The 26649-nt window shown below is 70.0% G+C and carries 24 protein-coding genes and 1 pseudogene; 15 read left to right on the top strand and 10 right to left on the bottom strand.

The genetic code is table 11. The features are described 5' to 3' along the window. Nucleotides 1-18 precede the first annotated feature (18 nt). The gene (locus tag ACFQ4H_RS14845) at nucleotides 19-1458 is read right to left on the bottom strand and encodes an MFS transporter (protein WP_377571285.1); all 1440 of its coding nucleotides are present in this window, start codon (nucleotides 1456-1458) and stop codon (nucleotides 19-21) included. Between the two features lie 151 nt (nucleotides 1459-1609). Between ACFQ4H_RS14845 and ACFQ4H_RS14850 the strand changes: the two genes are divergently transcribed. After that, a complete protein-coding gene (locus ACFQ4H_RS14850) occupies nucleotides 1610-2401 on the top strand; it encodes a phosphoglyceromutase (RefSeq protein WP_377571287.1) in 792 nt (263 codons plus the stop codon). A gap of 75 nt (nucleotides 2402-2476) precedes the next feature. On the opposite strand, the gene phoU is transcribed toward ACFQ4H_RS14850, so the two are convergent. Next, on the bottom strand, nucleotides 2477-3118 hold the full coding sequence (phoU, locus tag ACFQ4H_RS14855; RefSeq protein ID WP_377571290.1) for a phosphate signaling complex protein PhoU: 642 nt from the start codon (nucleotides 3116-3118) through the stop codon (nucleotides 2477-2479). 366 nt (nucleotides 3119-3484) lie between these two features. Here phoU and ACFQ4H_RS14860 point away from each other — a divergent pair, with 366 nt between their 5' ends. Both ACFQ4H_RS14860 and ACFQ4H_RS14865 read left to right on the top strand, forming a co-directional pair. Next, nucleotides 3485-4723: a sensor histidine kinase gene (locus ACFQ4H_RS14860; RefSeq protein WP_377571525.1), complete on the top strand. Its 1239-nt coding sequence runs from the start codon at nucleotides 3485-3487 to the stop codon at nucleotides 4721-4723. Between the two features lie 20 nt (nucleotides 4724-4743). Then, on the top strand, nucleotides 4744-5427 hold the full coding sequence (locus ACFQ4H_RS14865; protein WP_377571293.1) for a response regulator: 684 nt from the start codon (nucleotides 4744-4746) through the stop codon (nucleotides 5425-5427). 90 nt (nucleotides 5428-5517) lie between these two features. On the opposite strand, the gene ACFQ4H_RS14870 is transcribed toward ACFQ4H_RS14865, so the two are convergent. After that, entirely contained in the window at nucleotides 5518-6345 is an 828-nt protein-coding gene (locus ACFQ4H_RS14870) for a hypothetical protein (RefSeq protein WP_377571296.1), read from the bottom strand. A gap of 107 nt (nucleotides 6346-6452) precedes the next feature. Between ACFQ4H_RS14870 and ACFQ4H_RS14875 the strand changes: the two genes are divergently transcribed. Then, the gene (locus ACFQ4H_RS14875) at nucleotides 6453-7421 is read left to right on the top strand and encodes a Ppx/GppA phosphatase family protein (protein ID WP_377571299.1); all 969 of its coding nucleotides are present in this window, start codon (nucleotides 6453-6455) and stop codon (nucleotides 7419-7421) included. A gap of 257 nt (nucleotides 7422-7678) precedes the next feature. After that, complete coding sequence (locus ACFQ4H_RS14880) at nucleotides 7679-8410, top strand: sugar phosphate isomerase/epimerase family protein (RefSeq protein ID WP_377571527.1); 732 nt, start codon at nucleotides 7679-7681, stop codon at nucleotides 8408-8410. Nucleotides 8411-8799: 389 nt separating this feature from the next. On the opposite strand, the gene ACFQ4H_RS14885 is transcribed toward ACFQ4H_RS14880, so the two are convergent. After that, nucleotides 8800-9348 (bottom strand): CGNR zinc finger domain-containing protein, encoded by a 549-nt coding sequence (locus tag ACFQ4H_RS14885; RefSeq protein WP_377571302.1) that lies wholly within the window; start codon nucleotides 9346-9348, stop codon nucleotides 8800-8802. Nucleotides 9349-9521: 173 nt separating this feature from the next. Between ACFQ4H_RS14885 and ACFQ4H_RS14890 the strand changes: the two genes are divergently transcribed. Further along, nucleotides 9522-10442 (top strand): proline dehydrogenase family protein, encoded by a 921-nt coding sequence (locus tag ACFQ4H_RS14890; RefSeq protein ID WP_377571305.1) that lies wholly within the window; start codon nucleotides 9522-9524, stop codon nucleotides 10440-10442. A gap of 114 nt (nucleotides 10443-10556) precedes the next feature. On the opposite strand, the gene ACFQ4H_RS14895 is transcribed toward ACFQ4H_RS14890, so the two are convergent. Both ACFQ4H_RS14895 and ACFQ4H_RS14900 read right to left on the bottom strand, forming a co-directional pair. After that, a complete protein-coding gene (locus ACFQ4H_RS14895; RefSeq protein ID WP_377571308.1) occupies nucleotides 10557-12056 on the bottom strand; it encodes a multicopper oxidase family protein in 1500 nt (499 codons plus the stop codon). A 123-nt stretch (nucleotides 12057-12179) separates the two neighbouring features. After that, nucleotides 12180-12614: a hypothetical protein gene (locus ACFQ4H_RS14900; RefSeq protein ID WP_377571311.1), complete on the bottom strand. Its 435-nt coding sequence runs from the start codon at nucleotides 12612-12614 to the stop codon at nucleotides 12180-12182. 140 nt (nucleotides 12615-12754) lie between these two features. Between ACFQ4H_RS14900 and ACFQ4H_RS14905 the strand changes: the two genes are divergently transcribed. From ACFQ4H_RS14905 to ACFQ4H_RS14935, 7 genes are all read left to right on the top strand, one after another. After that, on the top strand, nucleotides 12755-14146 hold the full coding sequence (locus ACFQ4H_RS14905) for an efflux RND transporter periplasmic adaptor subunit (protein ID WP_377571314.1): 1392 nt from the start codon (nucleotides 12755-12757) through the stop codon (nucleotides 14144-14146). 107 nt (nucleotides 14147-14253) lie between these two features. Beyond that, nucleotides 14254-15054: an ABC transporter ATP-binding protein gene (locus ACFQ4H_RS14910; RefSeq protein ID WP_377571529.1), complete on the top strand. Its 801-nt coding sequence runs from the start codon at nucleotides 14254-14256 to the stop codon at nucleotides 15052-15054. Further along, entirely contained in the window at nucleotides 15051-16235 is a 1185-nt protein-coding gene (locus ACFQ4H_RS14915) for an ABC transporter permease (protein WP_377571317.1), read from the top strand. Before ACFQ4H_RS14910 ends, ACFQ4H_RS14915 begins: the two co-directional genes overlap by 4 nt. 234 nt (nucleotides 16236-16469) lie before the next feature. After that, the gene (locus tag ACFQ4H_RS14920) at nucleotides 16470-16682 is read left to right on the top strand and encodes a helix-turn-helix domain-containing protein (protein WP_377571320.1); all 213 of its coding nucleotides are present in this window, start codon (nucleotides 16470-16472) and stop codon (nucleotides 16680-16682) included. Nucleotides 16683-16909: 227 nt separating this feature from the next. Further along, entirely contained in the window at nucleotides 16910-17011 is a 102-nt protein-coding gene (locus ACFQ4H_RS14925; protein WP_007465623.1) for a 30S ribosomal protein bS22, read from the top strand. Nucleotides 17012-17131: 120 nt separating this feature from the next. Next, entirely contained in the window at nucleotides 17132-18208 is a 1077-nt protein-coding gene (locus ACFQ4H_RS14930) for an NAD-dependent epimerase/dehydratase family protein (RefSeq protein WP_377571323.1), read from the top strand. After that, nucleotides 18201-19115 (top strand): lysophospholipid acyltransferase family protein, encoded by a 915-nt coding sequence (locus ACFQ4H_RS14935; RefSeq protein WP_377571326.1) that lies wholly within the window; start codon nucleotides 18201-18203, stop codon nucleotides 19113-19115. The genes ACFQ4H_RS14930 and ACFQ4H_RS14935 overlap by 8 nt, the downstream gene beginning before the upstream one ends. 24 nt (nucleotides 19116-19139) lie before the next feature. Here ACFQ4H_RS14935 and ACFQ4H_RS14940 read toward each other — a convergent pair whose 3' ends face one another. From ACFQ4H_RS14940 to ACFQ4H_RS14955, 4 genes and pseudogenes are all read right to left on the bottom strand, one after another. Then, a complete protein-coding gene (locus tag ACFQ4H_RS14940) occupies nucleotides 19140-20240 on the bottom strand; it encodes a hypothetical protein (RefSeq protein ID WP_377571328.1) in 1101 nt (366 codons plus the stop codon). Further along, on the bottom strand, nucleotides 20237-21109 hold the full coding sequence (locus tag ACFQ4H_RS14945; protein ID WP_377571330.1) for an HAD family hydrolase: 873 nt from the start codon (nucleotides 21107-21109) through the stop codon (nucleotides 20237-20239). Before ACFQ4H_RS14945 ends, ACFQ4H_RS14940 begins: the two co-directional genes overlap by 4 nt. Before the next feature lie 575 nt (nucleotides 21110-21684). After that, nucleotides 21685-22596, bottom strand: a pseudogene (locus tag ACFQ4H_RS14950) (DUF5667 domain-containing protein); the annotation flags it as partial. A gap of 357 nt (nucleotides 22597-22953) precedes the next feature. Next, nucleotides 22954-23994: an ECF subfamily RNA polymerase sigma factor, BldN family gene (locus ACFQ4H_RS14955; RefSeq protein ID WP_377571336.1), complete on the bottom strand. Its 1041-nt coding sequence runs from the start codon at nucleotides 23992-23994 to the stop codon at nucleotides 22954-22956. 617 nt (nucleotides 23995-24611) lie between these two features. Here ACFQ4H_RS14955 and ACFQ4H_RS14960 point away from each other — a divergent pair. After that, nucleotides 24612-26390: an AMP-binding protein gene (locus ACFQ4H_RS14960; RefSeq protein ID WP_377571339.1), complete on the top strand. Its 1779-nt coding sequence runs from the start codon at nucleotides 24612-24614 to the stop codon at nucleotides 26388-26390. Then, nucleotides 26383-26649, top strand: a complete 267-nt coding sequence (locus ACFQ4H_RS14965; protein WP_377571342.1) for a glutaredoxin family protein — start codon at nucleotides 26383-26385, stop codon at nucleotides 26647-26649. The genes ACFQ4H_RS14960 and ACFQ4H_RS14965 overlap by 8 nt, the downstream gene beginning before the upstream one ends.

A 26649-nucleotide genomic window follows, 5' to 3' on the forward strand; every position in this document is an offset into this window, starting at 1 on the left:
GCGCCAGCGTGTTACTGGTCACTGGATGGTGGCGAGCCCCTTCGGCGGCTTCTGCTCCTCGTTCTCGGCCGCCGGTCGTGCCGGGGTGGCCGGCTCGGGTCGCGCCGGGTCCGCCGCCGACAGAACTGGGGCCGCCGCCGACAGGACCGGGTCCGGCTCCGACCGGACCGGGTCCGGCTCCGACCGGACCGGGTCCGGCTCCGACCGGACCGGGTCCGGGGCGGTCACCGGGCGGAGGGCGGTGGCGCGGCGTTCCCACACCGGACCGAAGACCAGGTAGCAGAGGGCCGCGAAACCGGCGACCCCGGCGCAACCGAGCCAGAGGGCGGAGTTGCCGAGGTGCTGGCGTACCAGACCGCCGAGCACCGGGGCGAGGGCGCTCGCGCCCTGCCAGGAGAGCGAGAAGACGCCCTGGTAGCGCCCCCGCATGTCGGCCGGGGACAGTTCGGCGACCAGGCTGGAGTTGGACGGGGAACTGAGCATCTCGCCGAGCGTCCAGATCAGCACCGTGCCGGCGTAGAGCCAGGCGGTGTCGGCGAAGGCGGTCGACCCGTAACCGATGCCGGTGACGACGGCCGCTGCGGCCAGTACGTGCGCACGTCGCCGGTTCTTGATCAACCGGGGGATGAAGAGCTGGCCGGAGACGATCAGTACGCCGTTGAGTGCGATCACCGAGCCGAAGGTGGACGGGCTCAGGCCGTCGTCGCTCATCGCGATCGGCAGCATCGAGATGTGCTGGAGGAACACCATCGCGATGAGGAAGTTGAGCAGGACGAAGCTGAGGAAGGCCCGGTCCTTCAGGGCGGTCAGGACGCTGCCGGTGGACTTCTTCGTCGTACCGGATCGGGTCGTGGCAGTCGTCGCGGCGGCCCGGCGCGGCTCGCGGACCTTGACGAAGATGATGAGCGCGGTGAGCAGGATGCTGGCCGCGTCGACGCTGAAGACCAGCAGGTAGTCGAACTTGGCGGCGAGCCCGGCCAGCAGTGCGGCACAGGCGAAGCCGAGGTTGATCGCCCAGTAGTTGAGGGAGAAGGCGCGCAGCCGATCCTTCTCCGGCACCACGTCGATCATCATGGCGCCGAAGGCCGGTCGGGTGCCCTCGGCGAAGAAGCCGAGCAGCAACGCGGTGGCGATGATCAGCGGCAGTTCCCGGGCGAAGCCGAGGGCCAGCATGAAGACGGCCGCCCCGAGATGGGCGGTGAGCAGGGTCGGACGTCGACCCCACCGGTCGGCCAGCGTCCCGCCGAGCATGGTGCCGGCGGCACCGCCGACACCCCAGGCCCCCAGCGCCAGCCCGGCCTGGGACTCCGAGAAGCCGCGCTCCTTGGTCAGGTACATGGCCAGGAGGATCAGGACGAACGAGCCGAGCCGGTTGATCAGCGTGCCGGTCCAGAGGTACCAGAACGTCTTCGGTAACCCGCCGACGGTTTCCTCGAACCAGCCCCGTACCGTGCGCATTACCGTCCCCCGCTTTGTAATGACTCATCAATCCGCAATGCCTTACACAACCTAGTGGGGCGGGTTGCGGCTGGTCGCGGCCTTTTCCACGTGGCGGTCGTCACGACCGGTCTGCGCGTGTCCGACGGACGCGTCGGGCAGGATGATCCCCATGACTGCGAGCACGAAGAGTGAGTCTGTAGCGGGCGAAGGGGCCACGGTAGGGACCCTGGTCCTGTTGCGGCACGGCGAGAGCGACTGGAACGCCAAGAACCTCTTCACGGGCTGGGTCGACGTGGACCTGACCGCCAAGGGGGAGGCCGAGGCGCGGCGCGGCGGGGAACTGCTGCGCGAGCACGGCCTGCTGCCGGACGTCGTACACACCAGTGTGCTGCGTCGGGCCATCCGTACCTCTGAGTTGGCGCTGAACGCCGCCGACCGGCACTGGATCGCCGTACGCCGGTCGTGGCGACTCAACGAGCGGCACTACGGTGCCCTTCAGGGCAAGAACAAGAAGCAGACCCTCGACGAGTACGGCGAGGAGCAGTTCACCCTCTGGCGTCGGTCGTACGACACCCCGCCACCGCCGATCGCCGACGGGGACGAGTGGTCCCAGGTGGGCGACCCCCGGTATGCGCTGCTGCCGCCGGAGCTGATGCCCCGTACCGAGTGCCTCAAGGACGTCGTCGAGCGGATGCTGCCGTACTGGTACGACTCGATCGTGCCGGACATCCGCGCTGGTCGTACCGTGCTGGTGGCGGCGCACGGCAACTCGCTGCGGGCGCTGGTCAAGCACCTGGACCAGATCTCCGACGAGGCGATCGCCAAGCTGAACATCCCCACCGGCATCCCGCTGCGCTACGACCTGGACCCGTCGCTGCGTCCGCTGGTCACCGGTGGCAGCTACCTCGACCCGGAGGCCGCCAAGGAAGCCGCCGCAGCGGTCGCCAACCAGGGCCGCTGAGGTTCAGGTCAGGGCCCCTTCTCATCGCTTCCTGCACGAGAAGGGGCCCTGACCTGTATTTATCGCCGGGGTGGGTCAGATCGTGTCGCCGGTGACCCGGTAGACCACCCGCCGACCGGCGTTGACCGCGTGGTCGGCGTAGCGCTCGTAGAAGCGGCCGAGCAGCGCGCCGTCGATGGCGGTCTCCGCGCCGTACGGCCAGTCGTCGCTGAGCAGTATCGCGAACAGGTCCCGGTGCAGGGCGTCCATCGCGTCGTCGTCCTGGTCGAGTTCCGCAGCGAGGTCGGCGTCGGGCTTGGAGAGCACTTTCGCGATCTTCTCGGCGATCCGGTCGGCGACCTCGGCCATGTCCTTGAACACTCTCCGCAGTTCGGCCGGTACGGCCGGGGAGGGGTGCCGGCGCAGCGCGGTCTTCGCCACGTGGTCGGCGAGATCGCCCATCCGCTCCAGATCGGCGGCGAGTTGCAGGGCGGTCACCACCGTACGTAGATCGGAGGCGACCGGTGCCTGCCGGGCCAGTAGGTCGTAGACCCGCTCGTCGACCTGCCGGTACAGGTCGTCAACCTCGTCGTCGCGGGCGATCACCGCTTCAGCAGCGTCCCGGTCGGCCGTCAGCAGCGCCTTCGTGGCCTTGCGCATGGCTGCCCGGACGGCCTCCGCCATGTCCACCAGCAGCTGGCTGACGATATGTAGTTCGGCCCGGAACTCGTCGCGCATCACTCACGTCCTGTGGTCGGTGTGGCCAGGTGGCCGGCCAACCGTAGGGCGACGGAACGGCCGAAGGGTGAACAGCGGTGAACGACATCGGACCGGCTGGTGAACATTCATCGACGTACGCCGGCTTTGTCCCGTTCTGCCTGGTCGTCAGGTCAACCCTGGCCATACGATCGCCGTGTGCAATGGGAGATCGTGGCGGGTGTACTGGGTGGCCTGGCGGTGGGACTGGCCGCCGGACCGCTGCTGGTACGCCGTCGGCGTCGATTGTTGCCCCCTCCGGTCGAGGTGGGAAGCCCTTCGACCGCGCCGGTCGGCCCGGCCGCCGGTCACGCCACGTCACCGGCCCCGGAACCCCCCGCGCCGGCCATCCCCGGTCGGGGCCACGTCGACCGAGGCCGGGGTCATGCCGGGTCAGGTCGGGACCATCCCGAACGGGTGGAAACCGGGCGGGAACGGCTGGACGATCAGCCGGGCGGACCCGCCGGACTGGGCCGTAAGACCATCGACTCGCTACAGGTCGGCGTCGTGGTGCTCGACACGAAGGACAGCCCGATCCTGATCAACCCCGCTGCGCGGGCGATGGGGCTGCTGCGCGCCGGGTCCGGGCCGGGAACCATCGCCGCACACCCGATCGTCCGTACCCTGGCCGGGCAGGTACGCCGCACCGGTGTGCGGCGCGAGATCGAGCTCGACCTGCCGCGTGGCCGCGATGGTGCCACCCACGACCCGCTCGGCGTGCACCTGCGGGCCATGGGACTCGGCGGGGGGTACGTCGCCGTCGAAGCGTCGGACGCGACCGAGGCACACCGCGTCGCGCGGGTACGGCGGGACTTCGTGGCCAACGTCAGCCACGAGTTGAAGACCCCGATTGGTGCACTTGCGCTACTGGCCGAGGCGCTGGTGGACGCCACCGACCCGGGCGACGACGGTGCCGGACCGGCGACCACCCCGTCCGAGGACGTCATGGCGGCCCGGCGCTTCGCCGAGCGCATCCAGCACGAGTCGACCCGTCTCGGCCGACTGGTCAACGAACTGCTCGAACTCACCCGGTTGCAGGGGGCCGAACCGCTGCCCGCGCCGGACCCGGTCTCGGTGGACTGGGTGCTGGCCGAGGTCGTCGACCGGACCCGTACCGCCGCAGCCGCCCGACGGATCGAGATCACCGTCGTTGGCCAACCGGGCCTCATCACGTACGGTAGTGACAGCCAACTGGCCACGGCCGTCTCCAACCTGGTGGAGAACGCCATCGCCTACTCCGGCGAGGAAACCGAAGTGACCGTGGCTACCCGGGGTGACGACGAGCACATCGAGATCGCGGTGACCGACCAGGGACCCGGAATCGCCCCGAACGACGTCGACCGGATCTTCGAGCGGTTCTACCGGGCGGACCAGGCCCGCTCGCGGGCGACCGGTGGCACCGGACTGGGGCTGGCGATCGTCAAGCACATCGCGACCAATCACGGCGGACGAGTGGAAGTCTCCAGCACGCTTGGGGGAGGATCGACGTTTACCCTGCGGCTTCCGGCGCGACCACCGGACGCCCTGCTGCCGCCACCGCCGCCTGCTGATATCGAGACCGGTTCGGCCGAACTCCGCCAGGCCTGACAGAGGAAAGGAAAGATCCGTTGAGCCGCGTTCTCGTGGTCGAGGATGAAGAATCGTTCTCCGATGCCCTCTCCTACATGCTCCGCAAGGAAGGGTTCGAGGTATCGGTCGCTGCCACCGGCCCGGAGGCACTCACCGAGTTCGACCGGACCGGCGCGGACATCGTCCTTCTCGACCTGATGCTGCCCGAGATGTCCGGTACGGAAGTGTGCCGTCAGCTGCGTCAGCGTTCCCGCGTGCCGATCATCATGGTCACCGCCCGGGACAGCGAGATCGACAAGGTGGTCGGGCTGGAGATCGGGGCCGACGACTACGTCACCAAGCCGTACTCGCCCCGGGAACTGGTCGCCCGGATCCGGGCGGTGCTGCGTCGGCAGTCCACCGAGCCGGTCGACGAGTCCGCCGCGACCCTCTCCGCCGGCCCCGTACGGATGGACGTCGAGCGGCACGTGGTCACCGTCAGCGGCAGTTCCGTACAGCTGCCACTCAAGGAGTTCGAGCTGCTTGAGCTGCTGCTCCGCAACGCCGGTCGGGTACTGACCCGGGGACAGCTCATCGACCGGGTCTGGGGAGCCGACTACGTCGGTGACACCAAGACCCTGGACGTGCACGTCAAGCGGCTGCGCTCCAAGATCGAACCGGAGCCGTCGGCGCCCCGGTTCATCGTCACCGTCCGTGGACTGGGCTACAAGTTCGAGCCGTGACCCGCTGCACCCGGCCCTGACCGCTGCACCCGGCCCTGACCGCTGGTTTCCGGTCCCGACCGGCTGGTTCCCGGCCCTGACCAGCTGGTTCTAGCCCTGACCAGCCGACTCCTGGCGGACGGTGGCAGGGTGCGCAGCCACCAGGCCCTGCCGGGCACGCTGAGCGCACAGATCGGCCAGCAGGGCGTACGCCTCCTTGCCGATCAGCGCGGTCAACTCCGGTGCGTACGACAGGTACATGGCCTCCGTGCCGACGTGCGCCTCCGGTGCCGAAGTACACCACCAGTCGAGGTCGTGCCCGCCCGAGCCCCAGCCGCGCCGGTCGAACTCGGACAGCGTCGACACCAGCACCTTGGTGCCGTCCGGGCGCTCGGTCCAGTCCTGGTCCCGGCGTACCGGCAACTGCCAGCACACGTCCGGCTTGTACTCCAGCGGATGCACGCCGTCGCGGATCGCCTGGGCATGCAGGGCACAGCCACCCCCGCCAGGGAAGTTGGCGTCGTTGAGGAAGACACACGGTCCGTCTTCGTGGGTGGCCGTACGCCGGGCCGGGTTCTCCCCGTCGATGGTGTCCATCTCGGTGTAGCTGTCGAACCCACGGCGGTAGTGCTGCCAGGTCTCCCGGGTGAGCCGTCGCGCGGCCGTACGCACCCGTTTCTCGTCGTCGGAATCGGTGAAGAACGCGCCGTGCGAGCAGCAACCGTCGGCGGCCCGGCCGGCGATGATGCCATGGCAGGACCTGCCGAAGACACACGTCCAGCGGGACAGCAGCCAGGTCAGGTCGGCCCGGATCAGATGCTCGGCGTCCGCCGGGTCGGCGAACTCGATCCACTCCCGGGGGAAGTCGAGACCCACCTCCCGGCTACGGGGATCCCCCGGATCCTCGACCAGTACGCGCAGTTGCTGACGGCTCGACACCTGGTCAGCGTACGCCTGACTGGACTGTGGGGCCGGTTGGCCGGGTTCCCCGGCGCGCTGTGCCCGACTCCGCCGTCCGGTTCGTACCAGGCCCTAAGGTGCTCGACATGCGACTGGGTGTGCTCGACGTCGGCTCCAACACCGTCCACCTGCTCGTCGTGGATGCCCACCACGGCGGCCACCCCTGGCCGGCGCACTCCGAGAAGCACACGCTACGTCTGGCCGAGCAGATCGGCCCGGACGGCAGGTTGTCCGATCCGGGAGTGGATGCGCTGGTGACGGCGGTTGCGGAGGCGAAGAGCGCGGCGGCCCGGCAGGGCGTCGAGGACCTGATCGCCTTCGCCACATCCGCGGTCCGGGACGCGACCAACTCCGGACAGGTGCTGGACCGGGTAGGCGACCAGACCGGCGTACGGCTGCGGTTGCTGGCCGGTGCCGAGGAGGCGCGGTTGACCTTCCTCGCGGTGCGGCGTTGGTTCGGCTGGTCAGCGGGGCGGCTGTTGACCGTCGACATCGGCGGCGGATCGCTGGAGGTGGCGGCCGGTATCGACGAGGAGCCGGAAATCGCACTGTCCCTGCCGCTCGGGGCCGGGCGGTTGACCCGGGACAAACTCGGGCTCGCCCCCGGTGGGGACGCGCCGCCGTCCGCGCAGGCTGTCAAGGAACTACAGGAGTACGTCAACTCGCTACTTGATCCGATGGTGGAGCAGGTGACCCAGCTGGGCTGGGACCGGCCGGTGGCCACCTCGAAGACGTTGCGGGTGCTGGCCCGGCTGACCGGGGCCGCCCCCACACGGGCTGGCCTGTGGGCCCGGCGGAGCCTGCCCCGGGGCGGGTTGAAACAGGTGCTCGGCTTCATCCGGCACCTTCCGCCGGCCAGGCTGACGGAACTGGAGGGAGTCAGCGTCAGCCGTGCCCACCAGTTGCTGGCCGGTGCGATCGTGGCCGATGCGATCATGCGCCGGCTCGGTCTGGAGAGCCTGGACATCTGCCCGTGGGCGGTACGGGAAGGCGTCATTCTGCGTCAACTGGAGCAGGTCAGCGACGAACCGGACAGGACGCCGAACACCGGGTGAAGCCGGGTTGATGACCGTCGTACGACCGGTGGGGCCCCGGACGGTCGGGCAGACAGCGGCCTGACCGGCGGTAACAGTCGGTACGGAATGATCATCCCGGCGTGGTGGGCGGGGTGGGGCTACCCTTGATAACCGTGACTCCTCGTGTGCCCTTCGCAGATACCGAGGCGGCCGCAGCACATCCGAGCCGTCCCGAGACTCCGGTCCTCCTGTCCAGTTCGTCGGTGTTCCCCGAGCCGACCGCAGCAGCCTTCGAAATGGCCGCGACCCTCGGTTACGACGGCGTCGAGGTGATGGTCTGGACCGATGCGGTGAGCCAGGACGCCGGGGCACTACGCGGACTGGCCGATCACTACGGCGTGTCGATCGGATCGATCCACGCCCCCTGCCTGCTGGTCACCCAACGAGTGTGGAGTTCCGACCCGTGGGAGCGGCTGCGCCGCTCGGCGGTACTGGCCGAGACGGTCGGCGCGCCCACCGTCGTTGTACACCCCCCGTTCACCTGGCAACGTGACTACGCCCGGACCTTCGCCACCGGGCTGAGCCGACTCGCCGCGCAGCACCCCGACGTGCGCTTCGCCGTGGAGAACATGTTCCCGGTACGCATGGCCGGGCGGATGTTCGTGCCGTACCTGCCCGGCTGGAACCCCACCGAGACCGGCTACGACTCCTACACCCTCGACCTCTCGCACTGCGCCGCCGCGCACACCGACGCCCTTGCCCTGGCCGACCGCATGGGGGACCAGTTGGCGCACGTACACCTGGGCGACGGCACCGGCGAAGGACGAGACGAGCACCTGGTGCCCGGTCGGGGCAACCAGCCCTGCGGCGAACTGCTGGCGTCCCTGGCCGGACGCGGCTTCACCGGGTCGGTCGCGGTCGAGGTGGCGACCCGGCGAGCGAAGAGCCGCGCGGTCCGGGAAGCCGACCTGCGGGCATCACTGGAGTTCGCCCGTCAGCACCTCGCCGCACCAACCCCGGTGAGCTGAGCTGCTGGCCGCGCCTTCGGCACGGCGGCTCGCTTCGCGTCGCGCCGCCCCATGCGTCGTCTGGGTTGCTGGCCCTCGCTTTGCTCGGGCGGCTCGCTCCGCGTCGCGCCGCCCCATGCGTCGTCTTCGTCCTGCGCGCACGTCGGCTGCGCCGCGTGTGCTCGGACTCCAGACGACGCGGCGGCGCTCGGTCGACTCGCTGAGTTTCTGGCCGCGCCTTCGGCACGGCGGCTCGCTTCGCGTCGCGCCGCCCAGTGCGTCGTCTTCGTCCTGCGCGCACGTCGGCTGCGCCGCGTGTGCTCGGACTCCAGACGACGCGGCGGCGCTCGGTCGACTCGCGGGACTCCCGGGCCCTGGGGCGGGCGGCCCGGTTTGACTCGCGGGTTGGCTTAGACGGCTGTGAGGGAGGGTTCGCTGGTGGCGGCGCGCTTGCGGGCCCGGTGTGCGGCGACGTGCGACCGGGTGGCGCAGCGTTCCGAGCAGAAGCGACGGCAGCAGTTGGACGAGGTGTCCAGGTAGACGTTGCCGCACCGGGTGTCGGCGCAGACACCGAAACGGGCGCTGCCGTACTCGCACAGCCACACCGACAGCCCCCAGACAGCGCCGGCGAGGAACTCGGAGCTGACCGAGGCCCCACGGCTGGTCACGTGCATGTGCCAGTCGCTGGAGTCGTGCCCCGAGATCCTTGGCTGTACGGGGAACGCCTCAAGCAGCGTGTTGAGTTCGGCCACCGCGTCCGCGTCGCGTCCGGAGGTGCCGTACTCGAAGACGTCGCGGAGGCGCTTCTGGGCGCGCCGGAAAATTGCCACGTCCCGATCCGAGACTTCGTCCCGCATCCATATCTGATCTTCGGTGAAGAGAGCCTTCAAGTCGTCGAGGTCGTCCAGGCGCGCGTTGACTAGGTCAACTCCGGTCCGGGCGTACGCGTCGAAGTTCACCCGATAACCGTAGACGACTTCCGCTGTCTCGGCGCGCTCACGTAGTGACGGCGGAACCAGGGGTAGTCATCAAGGTTCGGATATGGGCATATTGGGTGACGACGGCGGTACGGTTAATCCCGTCCTGACCTGCTGCCCGAATACCGACAACCGGTTCGCGTTACGCTCCCCCCATGCTGCGTTCGGTCATCCTTGCTGCGTCCCGGTCATCCCGGGTCGAGCGCCTTGTCGAGACGGCTCCGTACACCCGGGATGTGGTACGCCGGTTCGTTGCCGGCACCTCCACCGCTGACGTGCTGGGCGTGACCCGCAAGCTTGTCGCGGGTGGCCTCGCGGTGACCATCGACTTCCTGGGCGAGGACACGGTCAACCCTGATCAGGCCATCGCCACCCGGGACGGCTATCTCGCCCTGCTGGCTGCGCTCGCGGAGGCCGGCCAGACACCTGCGGCCGAGGTCAGCGTGAAGCTGTCCGCCCTCGGCCAGAAGTTCGATGAGGAGTTGGCGTACGAGTGCGCCCGGGCGATCTGCGCGGCAGCCGCCGAGGCGGGCACCACGGTCACCCTGGACATGGAGGACCACACCACCACCGACTCGACCCTGGACGTCCTGGCCAAGTTGCGCGACGAGTACCCGTCCACCGGTGCCGTGCTACAGGCGTACCTGCGCCGGACCGAGTCCGACTGCCGGGAATTGGCCACCGCCGGTTCCCGGGTACGGCTGTGCAAAGGCGCATATCGGGAACCCGAATCCGTGGCGTACCAGTCTGCGCAGGATGTGAACAAGTCCTATGTCCGGTGCATGAACATCCTGATGTCCGGTTCCGGCTATCCGATGCTGGCCACCCACGACCCGCGCCTGATCGCCATCGGCGAGGACCGGGCGCGTTGGTTCGACCGGGGGGCGGACGAGTTCGAGTTCCAGATGCTCTACGGCATCCGGCCGGAGGAGCAGGCCCGGCTGTCGGCCGAGGGGCACACCGTTCGGGTCTACCTGCCGTACGGCACCGACTGGTACGGCTACCTGATGCGCCGTCTCGCCGAGCGTCCGGCGAACCTCATGTTCTTCGCCCGCGCGCTGACGTCGAAGAAGTGACCCCCTCGAAGAAGTGACGCCCGGGTCCGGCCGGGCCTGCGGTTGTCGCAGGCCCGGCCGGACTTCGTCTTTCGACCGCCTCGTGGGTGAGAGACGGATCGGCCCGGGGGTGGCCTAGCGTTGGTAGCCCAGCAGGGTCATCATTCCCGCCTCGGCGTGGTAGATGTTGTGGCAGTGCACCATCCACAGCCCGGGATTGTCGGCATCGAAGCTGATCGGCAACGTCTGCCGGGGCAGCACCACCGCGGTGTCCTTGCGCGGGCCGGTCTCGCCGAGGGCGAAGGTGTGCCCGTGCAGGTGCACCGGATGCCACATCTCGGTGGTGTTGACGAGGTTGATCTGTACCCGTTCGCCGGACCGTACCGGCTCGATGCGGCCAGGGTCGAAGGACAGGTCGTTGAACCCCCAGTCGTAGCGCATCATGCTGCCGGTGAGCCTCAGGTCGATGGTGCGATCAGGGGCGCGGTCCGGCAACCGGACGGCCTCGGTGGCGACGAGGTCGCGGTAGCTGACGAGTCTGCCGTTGAGTTCCCTGGGCCGTATGGATGCCGGCGGGGTCCCGCCCGAGCCGGTGCGGACGAGTCCGAGCGCGGTGGCGTTCTTCCCTTCGGCCAGGGCCACCAGCGGGAACACGCCGTCGGCGAGGGTGACCAGTACGTCGTAACGCTCGCCCATGCCGACGAGCAGTGCGTCGGTGTCGACCGGCTGGACCGGGAACCCGTCGGTGTGGGTGACCTGCATCGAGTGACCGGCCAGCGCCACCCGGAAGGCCGTGTCGCCACCGGCGTTGATGATCCGTAGCCGCAGTCGGGTGCCGGGCCTGCCGCGATAGGCCACCGGGGCGGCCGGAAGCCGGCCGTTGAGGAGGAAGTGCGGGTAGCTGACGTCCCCCGCGTCGCCGCCGAGGAGTCGACTGGACGACCCGCCCATCTGGTGCCCGCCCATCTGGTGCCCGTTGCCCATCATGCCGGCTCGAAGCTGCTTGAACTCCCGGTCGGGGTCGCGGCCGTCGATCCCGTCCAGCCAGTCGTCGAGTACCACGATCCATTCGTCGTCGTACGCGAGTGGCTCTCTCGGGTCCTCGACGATGAGCGGGGCGTAGAGGCCACGGTCGAGTTGGAGCCCGGCGTGTGGATGGAACCAGTAGGTGCCCGGATGGGCGGCGGTGAACTGGTAGACGTGCTCCCCGCTGGTGGGGATCGGTGGTTGGGTGAGATCGGGTACCCCGTCCGCGTCGTTGCGTAGCGCCAGGCCGTGCCAGTGGATGGTGGTGTGGGTGGGCAGCTGGTTGGCGAGGGTGGCCCGTACGACCTCACCGGCCGTCACCCGGATCGGTCGGCCCGGCAGCACGCCGTCGTAGCTCCAGGTGGTGGTGGTCAGTCCGCCCAGATCGACCGGGCCGGTGAGCGCGGTGAGCCGTACGTCGCGGATCGTGCCGGGGTTGCGCCTTGTCTCTGCGGTACGTACTTCCTCGCCGTCCGGGGCGACGAAGCTGTCAGCGGGCTGTCGTTGCCCTCGTCGGTCGCCGGTGCAGGCGGTCAGTACGCCGGTGCCGGCGGCGGCGGCGATCGCCAGGCCGCCCCGCAGCAGGGTACGTCGATTGATGGCATTCATGGTCTGGTCAGCGCCTCACGTTCACGGGTGACGGAACCGGGGCTGGGCGGAGGCCCGCAACCCCGGTCAGAAGGACGGGGTACGGCAGGGCCGGACATGACGGGTCGCGTCCGGCCGGGCGTCCTATCTGCGCAGCACTGACAGGTCGGCGAGGAGAAGGCCGTACGACGGGCACCGCGGCGGTCCCCGGCCCGGCGTCGGAAGGATGCCCCGGAGGCTGGTGGCCAGGTGGGTGCGGTGCCGGGCGGCCAGCAGGCCCGCGACGATCAGCCCGGTGAGGCCGATCAGCGTCAGGATGGCCAGGCACGCCGTCGACGGGTCCAGGTCGTGGCCCGGTCGGACTGGGGCTGCCCGGGGTTGGCTGGCCGGCTCGACGACCGACGGGGCGGCCACGGCCTCCGGTTGCGGATGCGGGAAGGGGTGGCCGAAGGCGGAGCCGGAGCCGGAGCCGGAGTGGTTGCCGGTCGGGTGGCCCATGGTGTGCATTCCGGCCACGCCGAGCGCGGTGGCGAGGAGCAACAGTACGCGTAGCGCCACTGTCAGTCCTGGCACAGGCACCGCGATCACCGCCCCGGTCGACTCCTATCTTCGGATAGTAGTTCGTACGGTGACAGCGGTGACGCGGGGTAGTAGATAGCTATGTGGGAGGTTTTCGCAGTTTGCGTCGGCGTACGTCCTGAAACTCGTAACATGAGGCGGTGCGTCACCTTTCATCGTTCCGGTTGCCTGCCGCCAGCCGGCCCCGCCTGTCCGCCCTCCTCGTCGCCGGGATCGTGTTGGCCGGCTCCACCGCCGTCTACTTCAATGGCGACGAGGTCCCGGTAGCGCTCAACAGCGCAGAACTTGGCACGGTCGCCGAGATGGTGGACGTGCCGGCCGGGGTGACGGCGCGAGCTTCCGCGACCCTCACCGCTGCCGCCGAAGGCACCCTCGCCGAGTTGCGGGTCAAGGAGGGCGACACCGTCCGAGTGGGACAGGTGGTTGCCGTCATCGATTCGCCGGCTGCCCGGCACCAGCTCAAACAGGCCAAGCAGGCCCTTGACGCGGCGAAGCGGGTCGGCCGGGGCAGTGCCGGTGGCGGCGGTGATCTCACCCGGCGGCTCGGGGCCACCGACCGGGCGGCGGCCCGGGCGTTCACGACCGCCCGCGACGCCGCCGGAAAGGTCGCCGACCAGAAGCTGCGGAAGGCGTTGCTGGCCCAGATCGAGGCCGCCCGGCAGCAGTACCAGGCTGCGGCCCGAGCCGCCGAACAGGCGGTTCGGGCGGTCGACCGGGGGGTGGCCGGGCTGAACTCCGCGCTGAACGCCCTCTCCGCCGCGCAACGGATCCAGGCCCAGCAGGCGTACGACCTGGCGAAGGCCACGGTGGACGCGTTGACGCTGCGGGCACCGATCGGCGGTGTGGTGCAACTCGGTGGGGCGGGCGCCACGCCCAGCGCGCCGGCCGAAGGCCTCGCCGGACTGCTGCGTTCGGCCGGAGCGCTGACCGGCGGTGCCGCCCAGAGCCTCTCCGCCGCCCCGGGACCCGCTGTGGGAATCGACAGTGGCGTGTCGGTGGGGGGCCGGGTCACCGCCGGCACGCCGGTGCTGACCGTGGTGGACATGTCCGAACTCGGTCTGGTCGCCGAACTCGACGAGGCGGACGTACTGATGGTGACGGTGGGAATGTCCGGCACGGCGGAACTGGATGCCGTACCCGGCGTTACCTACCCGGCGCAGGTGCGCACGGTTGACGTGTTGCCGACCTCCTCCGCCCGTGGCGGGGTGTCCTACCGGATCCGACTGTCCCTCGGCCCGGGGCAGCACGTCGAGGCAGGTACGGCACCCACCCCGCGTCCCGGCATGAGCGCCGTGCTCCGCCTGCGGGTACGTGAGGCGGCCGGCGCGGTGACCGTACCGATGGCGGCGGTCTTCTCCGACGACGGCCGGGACCTGGTGTGGGTGGCACGGGACGGCCGGGCGGAACGGGTGCCGGTCACGATCGGAGTACAGGGGGAGGACATGGTCCAGATCATCGATGGCGTGCAGCCGGGCGATCAGGTGGTGGTACGCGGTGCAGACCGGGTACGCGCCGGACAGCAGTTACCTTGACCAGGGGAGGGGTCGTCGACGGCGGTGGCAACGAGACCACCGGCAGCGCCCAGCGTAGTGCGGTGATCGAGGCGGTCGACGTCGGTCGGACGTACCAGACCGACGAGATGGCGGTGGCCGCGCTACAGGGCGTGTCGCTGACCATCGCCCGTGGCGACTACGTCGCGATCGTGGGGCCGTCCGGCTCGGGCAAGTCGACGTTGATGCACCTGCTCGGCGGGCTGGACCGACCCACCAGCGGCCGACTCGTGATCGACGGTCGGGACGTCACCACGTTGTCCCCGCTGGAGATGGCGGCGCTGCGCAACGACACCATCGGCTTCGTCTTCCAGGACTTCCACCTGCTGCCCCGTACCACGGCGGTCGAGAACGTGGCGATGCCACTGGCCTATCGGGGGATGGGCGGGCGGGCGCGGCGGGAACTCGCGGCGGAGATGCTGAGCCGGGTCGGGCTGGGCCACCGGCTCGCCCATCGGCCCAACCAGCTCTCCGGTGGGGAACGTCAGCGGGTGGCGATCGCCCGCGCCCTGGTCACCGGGCCGGCGGTGCTGCTGGCCGACGAACCGACCGGCAACCTGGACAGTGTCACCGGGCAGTCGGTGCTGGCTCTGCTGGAGGAACTCAACGCCGCATCCGGGGTCGCCGTCGTGGTGGTGACTCATGATCTTGAGGTGGCGGCGCGGGCTCGGCGGCAGATCGTCATGCGCGACGGCGTGATCGTTCCAGATCAGCCCGGGGTGACGGGGGCCCAACCGGCACCTGAGATAGTGGACGTCGCTCCCAGCGCGGAGCCCCGGTTCGCGTCCGGAAGCGGCCCGGGGCACCCGTCCGGTGGCTCCGGTGGCGCCGCCGGAGCCGCCGGGCGCCTTCCGCGGCAGCCGCTCGACGCACCCGGGGACCTGAGGTGAGAGTCGCCGAGGCGTGGCGGGTGGCGTTGGCCGCACTACGGGTGAACCGGCTGCGCAGCGGGCTGACCATGCTGGGCGTGGTCATCGGCGTCGCCGCAGTGGTGATGCTGGTCGCGATCGGTAGCGGTACGCGGAACGAGGTGGAGCGTCAGGTCGAGGGACTCGGCTCCAACCTGCTCGTCGTGGTTCCGGGTCGGCTCGACTTCGGCTCGGCGCCGGCCGCCTCGCGGCTTTCCCTCTCCGACGTGGACGCCGTCACCCGGGTGGTCGGCGACCCGACCCGGGTGGCGGTGACGGTCAGTTCGGGCGAGACGGTACGCGCCGGTGCCCGGTCCGTCTTCGGCAGCGTGCAGGGGGTCCTGGAGACCACGCCGCAGGTGTTCGTACGGGACCTGGACCGTGGCGCGTACTTCTCGTCGGCTGATGTGGACACCGCCCGTCGGGTTGCGGTGCTCGGTTCGTCGGTGGCCCATACGCTCTTCGCGGACCGGGACCCGGTCGGACAGCGGGTCACGATCGCGGGTACGCGGTTCCGGATCGTCGGGGTGTTCGCGCCGATGGGCCGGAGCCTGGGGGTGGACCGCGACGAAGAGGTGCACATCCCGGTGACCGCCGCGCACCGGCTGTACGGAACGGACCGGATCGACGGCATCGCGGTACGGGCGTCGGACCGGAACAAGGTCTCCGAGTTGGGTGACCAGATAGTGGCCGAACTGTCGAAGCGGCATCCGGGGACCGACTTCAGCGCGATCAGCCAGGAGCAGGTCCTCGGCGTACTGGGAAACATCCTCGGGGTGCTGACCGGGGTCCTGGCCGCACTCGCCGGCATCTCGCTCTTCGTCGGTGGCGTCGGCGTGTCCAACGTCATGCTGATGTCGGTACGCGAGCGGACCCGGGAGATCGGCCTACGTAAGGCGGTGGGGGCGCGCCCCCGGGACATCGCCCTACAGTTCCTGCTCGAAGCCCTGCTGCTGACCCTGATCGGCGGGGTGAGCGGGATGCTGATCGGAGCGGCGGCGGCGTTCCTGCTGGCCGGCGTGTCCCCGGTGCCGGTTGCGATCACCTGGTGGTCGCTGGCGCTGGCCTTCGGGGTGGCCTCGGTCGTGGGGATCGTCTTCGGCGTACTACCGGCCCGACGGGCAGCACGACTTGACCCGGTAGTCGCCTTGCGTACCGAGTGACCGGTCTCGGCTTTCCATCCCGTAATACGACTGCTTTCCCACGGTACGCGGATTAGCGGGAAATCATCCGGACATAACCGATCCACGTACGAACTGGTAGTGATCAACTGTACGAAGGGATCGCGCCGGTAACAGACGCCCCGCTACCGTACTGATAACACGCGCGTTGTCCGTCGCGGCACGGAAGCATTCCGCCGTGCGGCACGCGCCGGGGATGGGATGGGTTGGTGAGCCATGGCAGGATCACCACAGTCCGATGGTCGGCTGTCGGAGGTCAGGTTTCTGACCGTCGCCGAGGTGGCGACGCTGATGCGGGTCTCGAAGATGACCGTCTACCGGCTTGTGCACTCCGGTGAACTCACTGCGGTGCGGGTCGGACGGTCGTTCCGGGTGCCTGAACACGTGGTGCATGAATATCTGCGGGGAGCGTTCCAGGAGTCCGCCTGAGGCCTTGCGATGGTGCCGTCGAGGTGCGGAGAGAAAGCCGCGAAGGCCGTCCATGGCACCCGCGTTGGTCCTGATTACCGCCGCGGGCTACCCTGGACCGCGACCGTTTTCCCACTCAGGTGCATCCGACACCAGCAGGCGGGCCCGGTCCGTTGTCCAGATCGGTTACCGATGTCACCTGAGGTGGCAGGCGGTCCGACCCGCACGTTGCATCGAAAGGCTGTCGTATGGGCTCGGTGGTCAAGAAGCGCCGCAAGCGCATGGCTAAGAAGAAGCACCGCAAGCTGCTGCGCAAGACCCGCGTCCAGCGTCGCCGTCTCGGCAAGTAGCCGCGACCGGGCTCCGGCCCGAGCTGCGGCGCTGCTAGCCGCCTGTCGACCCTCGGAGGCCCAAGTGGTGTTGTCACGACGGCCTCGGTTCGGCTTGCGTCCCCAGTCGAGGGGTCTGAGATGACCCCCGGTGGCACCTCGGGTGCTCCGGGGGTTGTCGTGGTTACCGGGGTCAGCAGACATCTCGGTGCGCACGTCGCAGCCCGGCTCGCTGCCGACCCCCGGGTCGGGCGGGTGATCGGGCTGGACGCCGCCGACCCGTCGCCCGAACTGGCGTCCCGTCTGCACGACGTCGAGCAGGTACGCGCCGACGCCGAGGCGGTGGGTACGGTCATCGCCGACCTCGGGGCCGAGTCCGTGGTGCATCTCGCCCTGGTCACCGCGCCCGACCAGCGCAACGGTGGCCGGGCGGCGATGAAGGAACAGAACGTCATCGGCACCATGCAGCTGCTGGCCGCCTGCCAACGGGCACCCCGCCTGCGCAAACTGGTCGTCCGTTCCTCCACGGCGGCGTACGGCGCGTCGTTCCGTGACCCGGCGGTCTTCACCGAGGACACCGAGCCCCGCGAGGTGCCCCGGGGCGGGTTCGCCCGGGACATCCTCGACATCGAGGGGTACGTCCGGGGCTTCCGTCGGCGTCGGCCCGACGTCACCGCCACGGTGCTGCGCTTCGCGCCGTTCATCGGCTCGACGGCCGACACCACGCTGACCCGCTACTTCGACCAGCCCGTGGTGCCGACCGTGCTCGGCCGTGATCCACGCCTGCAGTTCCTGCACATCGACGATGCCCTCGAAGTGGTGCACCGTTCGGTGGTCACCGACCATCCCGGCACCTACAACGTCGCTGGTCCGGGCGTGTTGACGCTGTCCCAGGCGATCCGTCGCGCCGGTCGGGTCGCGGTGCCCGTACTCGAACTCGGCCTGTCGGGAGCGGTCAACTTCGCGCGGACCCTGGGCGTCGGACGGTACGGCCTCGACCAGGTCGACCTGTTCGTACACGGCCGGGTCGTCGACACCACCCGGCTGAGCACCGAGTTCGGCTTCACACCGCGATCCACCGCCGACGCGTTCGACGACTTCGTCCAGGGACACCGGGAGCGTACGGTGCTCAGCGCCGACCATCTCGCCAACGCCGAGGCGTTGATCCGGGAGGGCATCCGACAGGTACGGGCCGCAGCCAGGGGCGACGATGACTGACGACGCCGCCCGGCACAACGGGCACGCCCCGCCGCCGATCCAGCCGGCCGTGGCCGACCAGCCAGGAGACGTCTGGGACCGGCGGGTGGCCAGCGGCCTGGCGTTCCTACGGCGACGACTCTCCGGCCAGTACGAGGTCGACGAGTTCGGGTTCGACCCGGAGATGACCGAGAAGGTCTTCCACCCGGTGCTGCGCCTGCTCTACCGCGACTGGTTCCGTACCGAGGTCCATGGTGTGGAGAACCTGCCGGTCGAGGGAGCCGGGCTGGTGGTGGGCAACCATTCCGGCACCGTGGCACTGGACGCGTTGATCCTGTCGGCGGTGCTGCACGATCAGCACCCCGCCCACCGGTACCTGCGGCTCCTCGGTGCCGACCTGGTCTTCCGGCTGCCCGTCCTCTCCGAGTTGGCCCGCAAGACCGGTGGGACGATGGCCTGCAATCCGGATGCGGAACGCCTGCTGCAACGGGGTGATCTGGTCGGCGTCTTCCCGGAGGGCTTCAAGGGCGTCGGGAAGCTCTACGCGGACCGCTACAAACTGCAACGCTTCGGGCGGGGTGGCTTCGTCTCCGCGGCTCTGCGTACCGGCACGCCGATCATTCCGGTGGCGATCGTGGGCGGCGAGGAGATCTATCCGATGCTGGCCGACATCAAGCCGTTGGCCCGGCTGCTCAAACTGCCGTACTTCCCGGTGACCCCGACGTTCCCGTGGTTCGGGCCGTTGGGAATGGTGCCGCTGCCGAGCAAGTGGCTGATCGAGTTCTGCCCCCCGATCCCCACGGCGGGCCTGGCGGAACAGGCGGATGATCCGCTGGTCGTGTTCAACCTGGCCGACCAGGTACGGGAGACCATCCAACAGACCCTGTACCGCCTGCTGGAGACGCGTCCGGACCCGTTCGGGCCCTGACGACACCGGTCGTGGTCGCGCCCGTCAGCGCAGCGTACGCAGGTCGAGCGTGTGCCAGGCGACGATCTCGGTACCTCCGGTGGACCACCAGAGCACCCCGTCCCGGCACAGCACCATGCCGACCCCCTCGGCCACCAGCACGGTCTGCCGGCGCTGTACGTCGTACAGGAGCAGTTGCTGGGTGTCGGTGACCGTACGCTGCGCGTCGGAGAGGGAGAGCACCTCGAACCGGTCCAGGATCGCGACGTCGATCACCGACGCGCTGGCCGCACCACCGGCGATCTGTCGCCGGTCGCTGCCGTCGGGGCGCATCAGGTCGATCCGGGACTCGCCGCCGTCGGTGCGGACCAGCGCCCGGCACCAGGTGGGACTGCAACTGACCAGGTCGGTCCCGGCGTCGACGTCGACCGTCCGGCGTTCTTCGAGGTGGTACAGCCGCACCGGTCCGCTGATGCCGGAGCCCGCGCTGACCAGCCACGGCCAGGCGGACATCGCCCAGGCACCCGGTTCGGTGCGTACCGAGACCGGGCCGCCGGCCAGCGAAACCGAGCGCACCTCGGTCGCCGACTCCTCGCCGGGTGCCCCCGCCGCCCAGTACAGCCGGTTGTTGTCGATCACCATGTCGTACTCGGAGTTGAAGAGCAGCAGGTCGCCGGTGTCGGTGGTGAGCCGGCGGGCCGGCCGCTCCGAGGCCAGGTCGACGGCCCACAGTTCGGTACGTCCCCGGCCGTCGGCGTCGGCGGTTGATTCGGCCCAGGCGACCTGGTCGCCGGCGATGGCGAAGCCGCCGAACTGGGGTGACCTGGCCAGCGGCAGCCGGCGCAGCTCGCGCAGCGCACCGTCGGCGGCGCGGGCCACCAGACGCAGGTGGGTACCTTCCGGGTTGGGGGCGGTGCCCAGTGAGGTCCGTACGTCCCGGAAGTAGACCGGGCTGTACGCCGGGCCGTCCGACACCCCGACGGGGATGTCCGCCCGTTGGGCGTCCGGCCATACCTCGGCAAGGGTGCTGGTGCTGCTCTGACTGACCGGCTGGCGATCGGCCGGCGGCAGCGCGATGAGGACCACGGCCGAGACCAGGGCAGCGCCGAGCCCCACCATCCTGGTGAGCCGTCGGGGTCCGGTCATCGGATGTGTCGCCGCCGACGGATGGCCACGGCCGCGGTGACTGCGCCGGCCAGCAGTCCGGCGGCAGCCGTCGACGGTACGGCGATCTTGGCGGCTTTCCGGCCGGTACGGAAGTCGCGGATGGCCCAGCCCCGCTGGCGGGCCTCGCGTCGCAGCGCGGCGTCCGGGTTGATGGCGACCGCGCGGCCGACGACGGAGAGCATCGGCAGGTCGTTGGCCGAGTCGCTGTAGGCGACGCAGTGGGCGAGGTCGAGACCCTCCACCTCAGCGAGCTGGGTGACCGCGTCGGCCTTGGCCGGTCCGTGCATCAGGTCGCCGACCAGCCGCCCGGTGTACGCACCGTCACGGATCTCGGCGACGGTGCCGATCGCGCCGGTCAGCCCCAGCCGGGCGGCGATCACCCTGCCGAGCTCGACCGGTGCCGCGGTGACCAGCCAGACCCGTTGCCCGGCGTCCAGGTGCAGTTGAGCCAGCGCCCGGGTGCCGGGCCAGATGCGGGGGGCCATGAGTTCGTCGAAGATCTCTTCGCTGAGCCGCTCGATGTCGTCTACCCGCCATCCCTCCACGAACGCGAGCGCGGCCTCCTTGGCGGTCGACATGTCGCCGACGTTCTCGGTGGCCAGCAACCGGAATCTCAGCTGCTGCCAGGCGAAGCGAGCCAGGTCGCTGGTCGTGAAGTAGTTCCGGGCGGCCAGTCCCCGCGCGAACCAGTAGATGGAGGCACCCTGCATCATCGTGTTGTCGACGTCGAAGAACGCGGCGATGCGGTTGGCCGGGACGTCCGCTGCCGTCTCCAGTCCCGTGGCGGCCCAGCCGGCGGTGTGACCCTCTGCATCCGTACTGACGGTCACCTTTCGGGTACGGGCCAACGCGCGGACTCCCTCCACTCGATGCGGGTAGCCGCACCGCGCTCGTCGGCCCGATGCAGGGGCGCGGCGACCACGACGCGTGCCTTCAGCGAGGGTAGCCGGACCAACTGGGTCGTTGGCGGGTTGTCACGTAGACGGTTGCTGCCACCCATCGCCGACCGGGCCCGCTACCGCTGGCGCGTGCCCGGATGGCGGGTGCGCGTGCCCGGATGGCACCTGCGGGTGACCGGACAGCGGGTGCGGGACCAGCGGGCGTGGTGCGCGAGCGGGGTGGCCAGCAACAGGCAGCGGACCTGTTCGGGCGGAACGTCCGGTGTTACCCGCCGGCCGGCTCGGACCCTTTCCGCAGGCCAGGACGGGTGTTTCCCGCAGGGCTAGTCGGCGGGCCGGCCGACGATCGGCTCGGTCAGCTTGCTCGGGTCGTGGACCGCCGGGGTCGGCGGAGGAACGTCCGGCACACCGGGTTGACCGCCCCGTTGCGAATGACCCGGTGCCGGGACCGGCGAGGACTCGGTGTGCCCGCCTGGCCGCTGGTCCTGCGACGAGCCGCCAGTGGTCTGACCGTTGTGCAGGCTCCGGCCGGTCGGGCAGCTCTGCGGGACCGGACCGAAGACGTCGGTACGGTACGCGGGGACCACGCCGCACCGCAGGGTGGACCGCAGTTGGTCGGCCCGCTTCCGTACCGAGTCGAGCAGGGCCAGTGAGGTTTCCGCCCGTTCGCGTTCGGCGAGGGTCGCCCCTTGGAGCATCTCCAGCGCCTGTTGGCGTTGGCCGTTCAGGAAGACCCCGATGGCGTCGAGCGCAGCCTCGTCGCGCCGCTGTACGGCCGAGGTGGTGAGCAGCTTCACGCCCTGCCGGATGGCCGCGTCCATGTCGTTGAGTGCGGCGGCGAACCCCTCGGCGTCGCCGCGTACCGCCTCCGCCTCGCTGAGTCGGGTCCGGGCGAATTCGAGGAACAGCTGTCCACGGCTGAGATCCGAGCTGGCCAGTGCCAGTTGTGCTCGTTCCGTGGAGCGCTTCATGCCGTAGAGGGCGTCACCGGGCACGGCGTTCTCGCTGGCTGCCGACATTCCGGACAGCGCGATGGCGCCCGCTGCCACACCCACCAGCACGGCTCCCCGTCGACGGGTGGAGCCCCGCGCAGTTGACTGGCGCAGGCCGACGGTGGGTTGGAGCAGGCTGCGAACGGGTTGCCGGCTCTGGGCGGACCGCTTGGGCGGATTGTCGGCCACCGGATCCGCGGTGGCAGTCACCCCGATGCCGTCCCGTTCGGCGGTGGCGACCAGCATCGCCCGCAACCCCGTACGGAAATCGGTGTCGACCTCGACCGGCGGATGCGCGGCGGGTATCCGATGCCCGAGCGCCACCAGCCCCGCGAGGTCCTGGTCGAGGTTGGAACGAACATGGTGGCGACGGCCGCCGTTGGCTTCGTCGAGAAGTTGCGCGAAGCGCTCGGCGCGCCGGCGGCAAAAGACTGTGTTGTTCACCGCCGGCACCTCCTCTCGCTGGTCACGGCCATGCGGCCGGCAAGTTGCCGGTGAGCGCGATGGCGGCTCGGCAGCAGACCCTGGCGGTCGTTGCCGGACCGCGCCGGTCGTAGCCGGATGAGCTGCTCGGCTCTCCGGGCCCGGCGGGTTGCCGAGGCAATCACACCGGTCGCACCGAGACAAACGGTCGGTAGGGCGGACCGGTTACGGGACGGTAGGTGCAGAATCCCGGACCTTCGGTGGTGTTGTCGAGAAGCTGACCCGGACCTCGGCGACGCCGTCGAGCACCCGCAGGCGGGAACGCGTACTGGTGCAGGCGGGTGGGAATCCGCCCCGGGCCGGTCCGGGGAGGTGCCGTTACGGCTGGAAGCCCTCGGGTAGCAGCCGGGCCAGGGCGCGGACCGCACGGTACTGCAGAGCCTTGATCGCGCCTTCGTTCTTGCCCATGGCCCGAGCCGTCTCCGCGACCGAGAAGCCCTGTAGGAACCGGAGCACGATGCACTCCTGCTGTTCCGGGTTGAGCTGCTTGACCGCGGTCAGCAGCGCGACGTTGGTGATGTGCTCGACGACCGCTGCCTCGGGGCTGCCTTCGGGTCCCCGGTCCTCCCGGTCGGCGTCGAGTACGTCCCCGGTGGTGACCTCCAGCCGGTAGCGCCCGGACTTGAAGTGGTCGGCGACGAGGTTCCGGGCGATGGTGACGAGCCAGGCACCGAGGTCCCGTCCCTGCCAGGTGAAGCTGCCGATCCGTTTGAGGGCCCGCAGGAAGGTGTCGGAGGTCAGGTCCTCGGCCAGCTGTCGGTTGCCGACCCGGAAGTAGACGAAGCGGAAGACGGTGTCGACGTAGCGGTCGTAGATCAGGCCGAACGCCTCCGCCTCACCTGCCTGGGCCCGTTCGACCAGTGCCCAGACCTCGGTCGCCGGGTCGGAGGGATCCGGGCGACTCGGATAACCCGCGGGCGACCGCTCGGGTTCGGTGGGTGCCTCCCTGCTGGCGGGTACCGCCGGCAGGATGGCGGTCTCGGTGTCCGAGGCGCCTGCGGTGCCCGGGGTGCCCGCACTGCTCGACAGGTCCGGGGTGTCCGGTCGGTCCGGTCTCTCCGGTCGGCTCGCACCGGTGGACGGGTTCGGCTGGGCGGGCATGGTGGGTCGGGGGGGAACCACCACCCATCCGCCGCCGTTCGGTTTGCTGCCGCCACCCGCCGGTCCGGATCTGGTGCCGGACTCACCGGGGTTCGGCCGGCTCCGGATGTGCCGGCCGCCGCCCGAGCCTGCCACGGCGGCCAGGCTCAACACGTCGTCCACCGACGACCGGAGCAGCGTCAGGCCTTCCGTGAGCGTGCTGCGCGCGTTGTGCGCCGCACGTCCGGACGGCCCTTCGGTGTAGTCGTAAACGGTCACTGGCCCTCCCCAACCCACATCTGCGCCGGCTGGTCCCGGGACTCAGCGGCGGTAACGGTCCGTGAGTCCGGCCGGACGCGGTCGGCCACGGCTCGGGTGGGGTGCGCCGTTGGACGGCACACACCCCTGAGGTGCTGGTGCAGTGCTCTGACAGGCACGGCGGCCTCCTCGGGCTGAGGGGTGTCGACTCACGCAAAACGGGTGAGCTGACCCGAGTGATGATAGGGGCAACATCACCCTTGCGTGGCGAGTCCATTACACAGCGCCAAAGTATTTCCTAAAGCCGCTCGATGGCGCCGCACTATTTGTGCGCTGTCGGGTCTCCGACAGACAGTAGAAAACGCTGCTCTGGCAGGGGAAACATCTCTGAACACGCCGAAAAGCGGCACGCGTTGGCGTGCCGCTGGGGATCGTGCTATAGGCGCTGTGGCTCGACGTCGAGTCGGCAGGAGACCGAACTGGGGTGTGCCGTGGCGACTGCGAACGAACCCGCAGCCGGACGTCCCATCGACGAGAGTCCCGCTCACGGTACCGTGGAAGTTGCACGAAAGTCGAGACTTCGTGAATACGGGGCCAGCCTAGGTGTGAAGCCCTCGGCTGTGCCAGACTCAGCGACCGTGCAGGACCAAGCCAGCACCCCCGATTCCAAAGCCGTCCCGCCGACCGCCACCCTCGCCGACCGGGTGCGCCGTGCTGCCGAGGATCGTCCCGCACACCCGGCTCTAGTCTGGCGTGATCAGACGATCAGTTGGGCCGAACTCGACTTTTCGGTGGATCAGGTCGCCGACACCCTACGGCGTACGGTGCCGGGTCCGCCCGACGGGCAACCGGCCCGGGTGGCCATCGCCCTGACCAACTCACCCGACTTCGTGGTCACCTTCTTCGCCACCCTGCGGGCCGGACTCGTCGCCGTACCGGTCAACCCGGAATCCACCGCGCGGGAGCTGGGACACGTGCTGTCGGACTCCGGCGCGGCCCTGCTCGTCTGCACAGAACGGGTCCGGGACCTGGTCGCCGGCCTCGGCCGGGACCTGCCGGCGCTGCGGGCCGTGCACACCGGTCCGCCGACCGGGGAGCGGCCGACCGATGCGCCCGGTCCCGTAGACCAGCCGGCCTCCCCGCGCGGTCCCGTCGACCAGCTGGCCTCCCCGCGCGGTCCCGTCGACCAACCGGCCTTCCCGCGCGGTGGCCCCGGCATCGACGATCTCGCCGTACTGCTCTACACCTCGGGTACGGAGGGCCAACCGAAGGGCGCGATGCTCTCGCACCGGGCACTGCTGGCCAACCACGGGCAGATCGAGCGGATCAGCCCACGGGTGGTGGGACCTGACGACAGGGTCCTGCTGGCCCTGCCGCTCTTCCACGTGTACGGCCTGAATACGGGACTGGGCTCGGTCGCCTACCACGGTGCCTGTGGGGTGCTGGTCGACCGGTTCGACCCCGCCGCGACGCTGGAGGTCATCGCCCGGCAGCGGGTCAGCGTCGTGGTCGGCGTACCCGCGATGTTTCTGGGGTGGTCGGGGCTGCCCGGCCTCGATGCCGCCCTGGCCCCGGTGCGACTGGCGGTGTGCGGTGCCGCGCCGCTCGAACCGGCCACCTCGGCGCGGTTCAGCGAGGCGGCCGAACGCCCGATCTTCGTTGGGTACGGCCTGACCGAGACCGCGCCGGTGCTGACCTCGACGTTGGCCAGTACCGAGCCGAAGGCCGGCTCGATCGGTGGGCCGATCCCCGACGTCGAGGTCCGGCTGGTCGGGCCGACCGGGGAGATCCTCTGGTCCGCCGGCTCGACGGGTCCCGGCGGGTCTTCCGCCACGGCCACCGGCGCGGGTGGCCGAGACGCCGTCGACACCGAGACCGACGTCGACGAGCCGGACGTCGAACTCTTCTCGCCGGGCACCGACCCGGGCGAGATCGTGGTACGTGGACCGAACCTCTTCTCCGGCTACTGGCCGGACGGCCGGGACGGGCCGGACGCCGACGGCTGGTGGGCGACCGGTGACGTCGCCTATGCCGACGCGGACGGGGACCTCCACCTGGTCGACCGGCTGGGCGAGTTGATCCTGGTGAACGGCTTCAACGTGTATCCCCGCGAGGTCGAGCTGGTGCTCGACGCCCATCCGGCGGTGGTGGAGTCGGCGGTCGTCGGCCAGCCGGATCCGCGTACCGGCCAGGCCGTCAAGGCGTACGTCGTACGCGTCGACGGCGGTGCGGTCACCGAACCGGAGCTGCTGGGACACTGTGCCCGTAACCTGGCCCGGTTCAAGCGCCCCAGCACCGTGGAGTTCGTCACGGCGCTGCCGCACTCGGTGATCGGCAAGGTACGCAAGACCCTGCTCCGGTCGAGCCCGGCCGAATCGCCCGACACCGCCCCGGAAGGACGACTATCCGATGCCTGACCAGCCCCGACTCACCCTGATCACCCGACCCGGCTGCCACCTCTGCGACGTTGCGAAGGAGGCGATGGACCGGGTGGTGGCGGCCACCGGGGACCAGTGGGTGGAGGTGGACGTCACCGGTGATCTCGAACTGGAGCGGGACTACGGCGATCGCCTGCCGGTCGTACTGCTCGACGGCCGGGAACACGGCTACTGGCGGGTCGAGGAGGAGCGACTGCTGCGGGATTTGCAGGAGTCCCGGGGGCAAGTAGGGTCCTGA

This window comes from Micromonospora sonneratiae (assembly GCF_042679305.1).
In the GTDB taxonomy this organism is placed as follows: Bacteria; Actinomycetota; Actinomycetes; order Mycobacteriales; family Micromonosporaceae; genus Micromonospora_H; species Micromonospora_H sonneratiae.

Excerpts from the sequence above, each read along its gene's own strand:
- ACFQ4H_RS14895 (WP_377571308.1), bottom strand. The coding sequence starts at position 12,056 with ATGAATGCCATCAATCGACGTACCCTGCTGCGGGGCGGCCTGGCGATC.
- ACFQ4H_RS14940 (WP_377571328.1), bottom strand. The coding sequence starts at position 20,240 with ATGACCGGACCCCGACGGCTCACCAGGATGGTGGGGCTCGGCGCTGCC.
- ACFQ4H_RS14875 (WP_377571299.1), top strand. The coding sequence starts at position 6,453 with ATGCGACTGGGTGTGCTCGACGTCGGCTCCAACACCGTCCACCTGCTC.
- ACFQ4H_RS14930 (WP_377571323.1), top strand. The coding sequence starts at position 17,132 with ATGACCCCCGGTGGCACCTCGGGTGCTCCGGGGGTTGTCGTGGTTACC.
- ACFQ4H_RS14850 (WP_377571287.1), top strand. The coding sequence starts at position 1,610 with ATGACTGCGAGCACGAAGAGTGAGTCTGTAGCGGGCGAAGGGGCCACG.
- ACFQ4H_RS14845 (WP_377571285.1), bottom strand. The coding sequence starts at position 1,458 with ATGCGCACGGTACGGGGCTGGTTCGAGGAAACCGTCGGCGGGTTACCG.
- ACFQ4H_RS14890 (WP_377571305.1), top strand. The coding sequence starts at position 9,522 with ATGCTGCGTTCGGTCATCCTTGCTGCGTCCCGGTCATCCCGGGTCGAG.
- ACFQ4H_RS14920 (WP_377571320.1), top strand. The coding sequence starts at position 16,470 with ATGGCAGGATCACCACAGTCCGATGGTCGGCTGTCGGAGGTCAGGTTT.
- ACFQ4H_RS14965 (WP_377571342.1), top strand. The coding sequence starts at position 26,383 with ATGCCTGACCAGCCCCGACTCACCCTGATCACCCGACCCGGCTGCCAC.
- ACFQ4H_RS14880 (WP_377571527.1), top strand. The coding sequence starts at position 7,679 with ATGGCCGCGACCCTCGGTTACGACGGCGTCGAGGTGATGGTCTGGACC.
- ACFQ4H_RS14925 (WP_007465623.1), top strand. The coding sequence starts at position 16,910 with ATGGGCTCGGTGGTCAAGAAGCGCCGCAAGCGCATGGCTAAGAAGAAG.
- ACFQ4H_RS14910 (WP_377571529.1), top strand. The coding sequence starts at position 14,254 with ATGGCGGTGGCCGCGCTACAGGGCGTGTCGCTGACCATCGCCCGTGGC.
- phoU (WP_377571290.1), bottom strand. The coding sequence starts at position 3,118 with ATGCGCGACGAGTTCCGGGCCGAACTACATATCGTCAGCCAGCTGCTG.
- ACFQ4H_RS14935 (WP_377571326.1), top strand. The coding sequence starts at position 18,201 with ATGACTGACGACGCCGCCCGGCACAACGGGCACGCCCCGCCGCCGATC.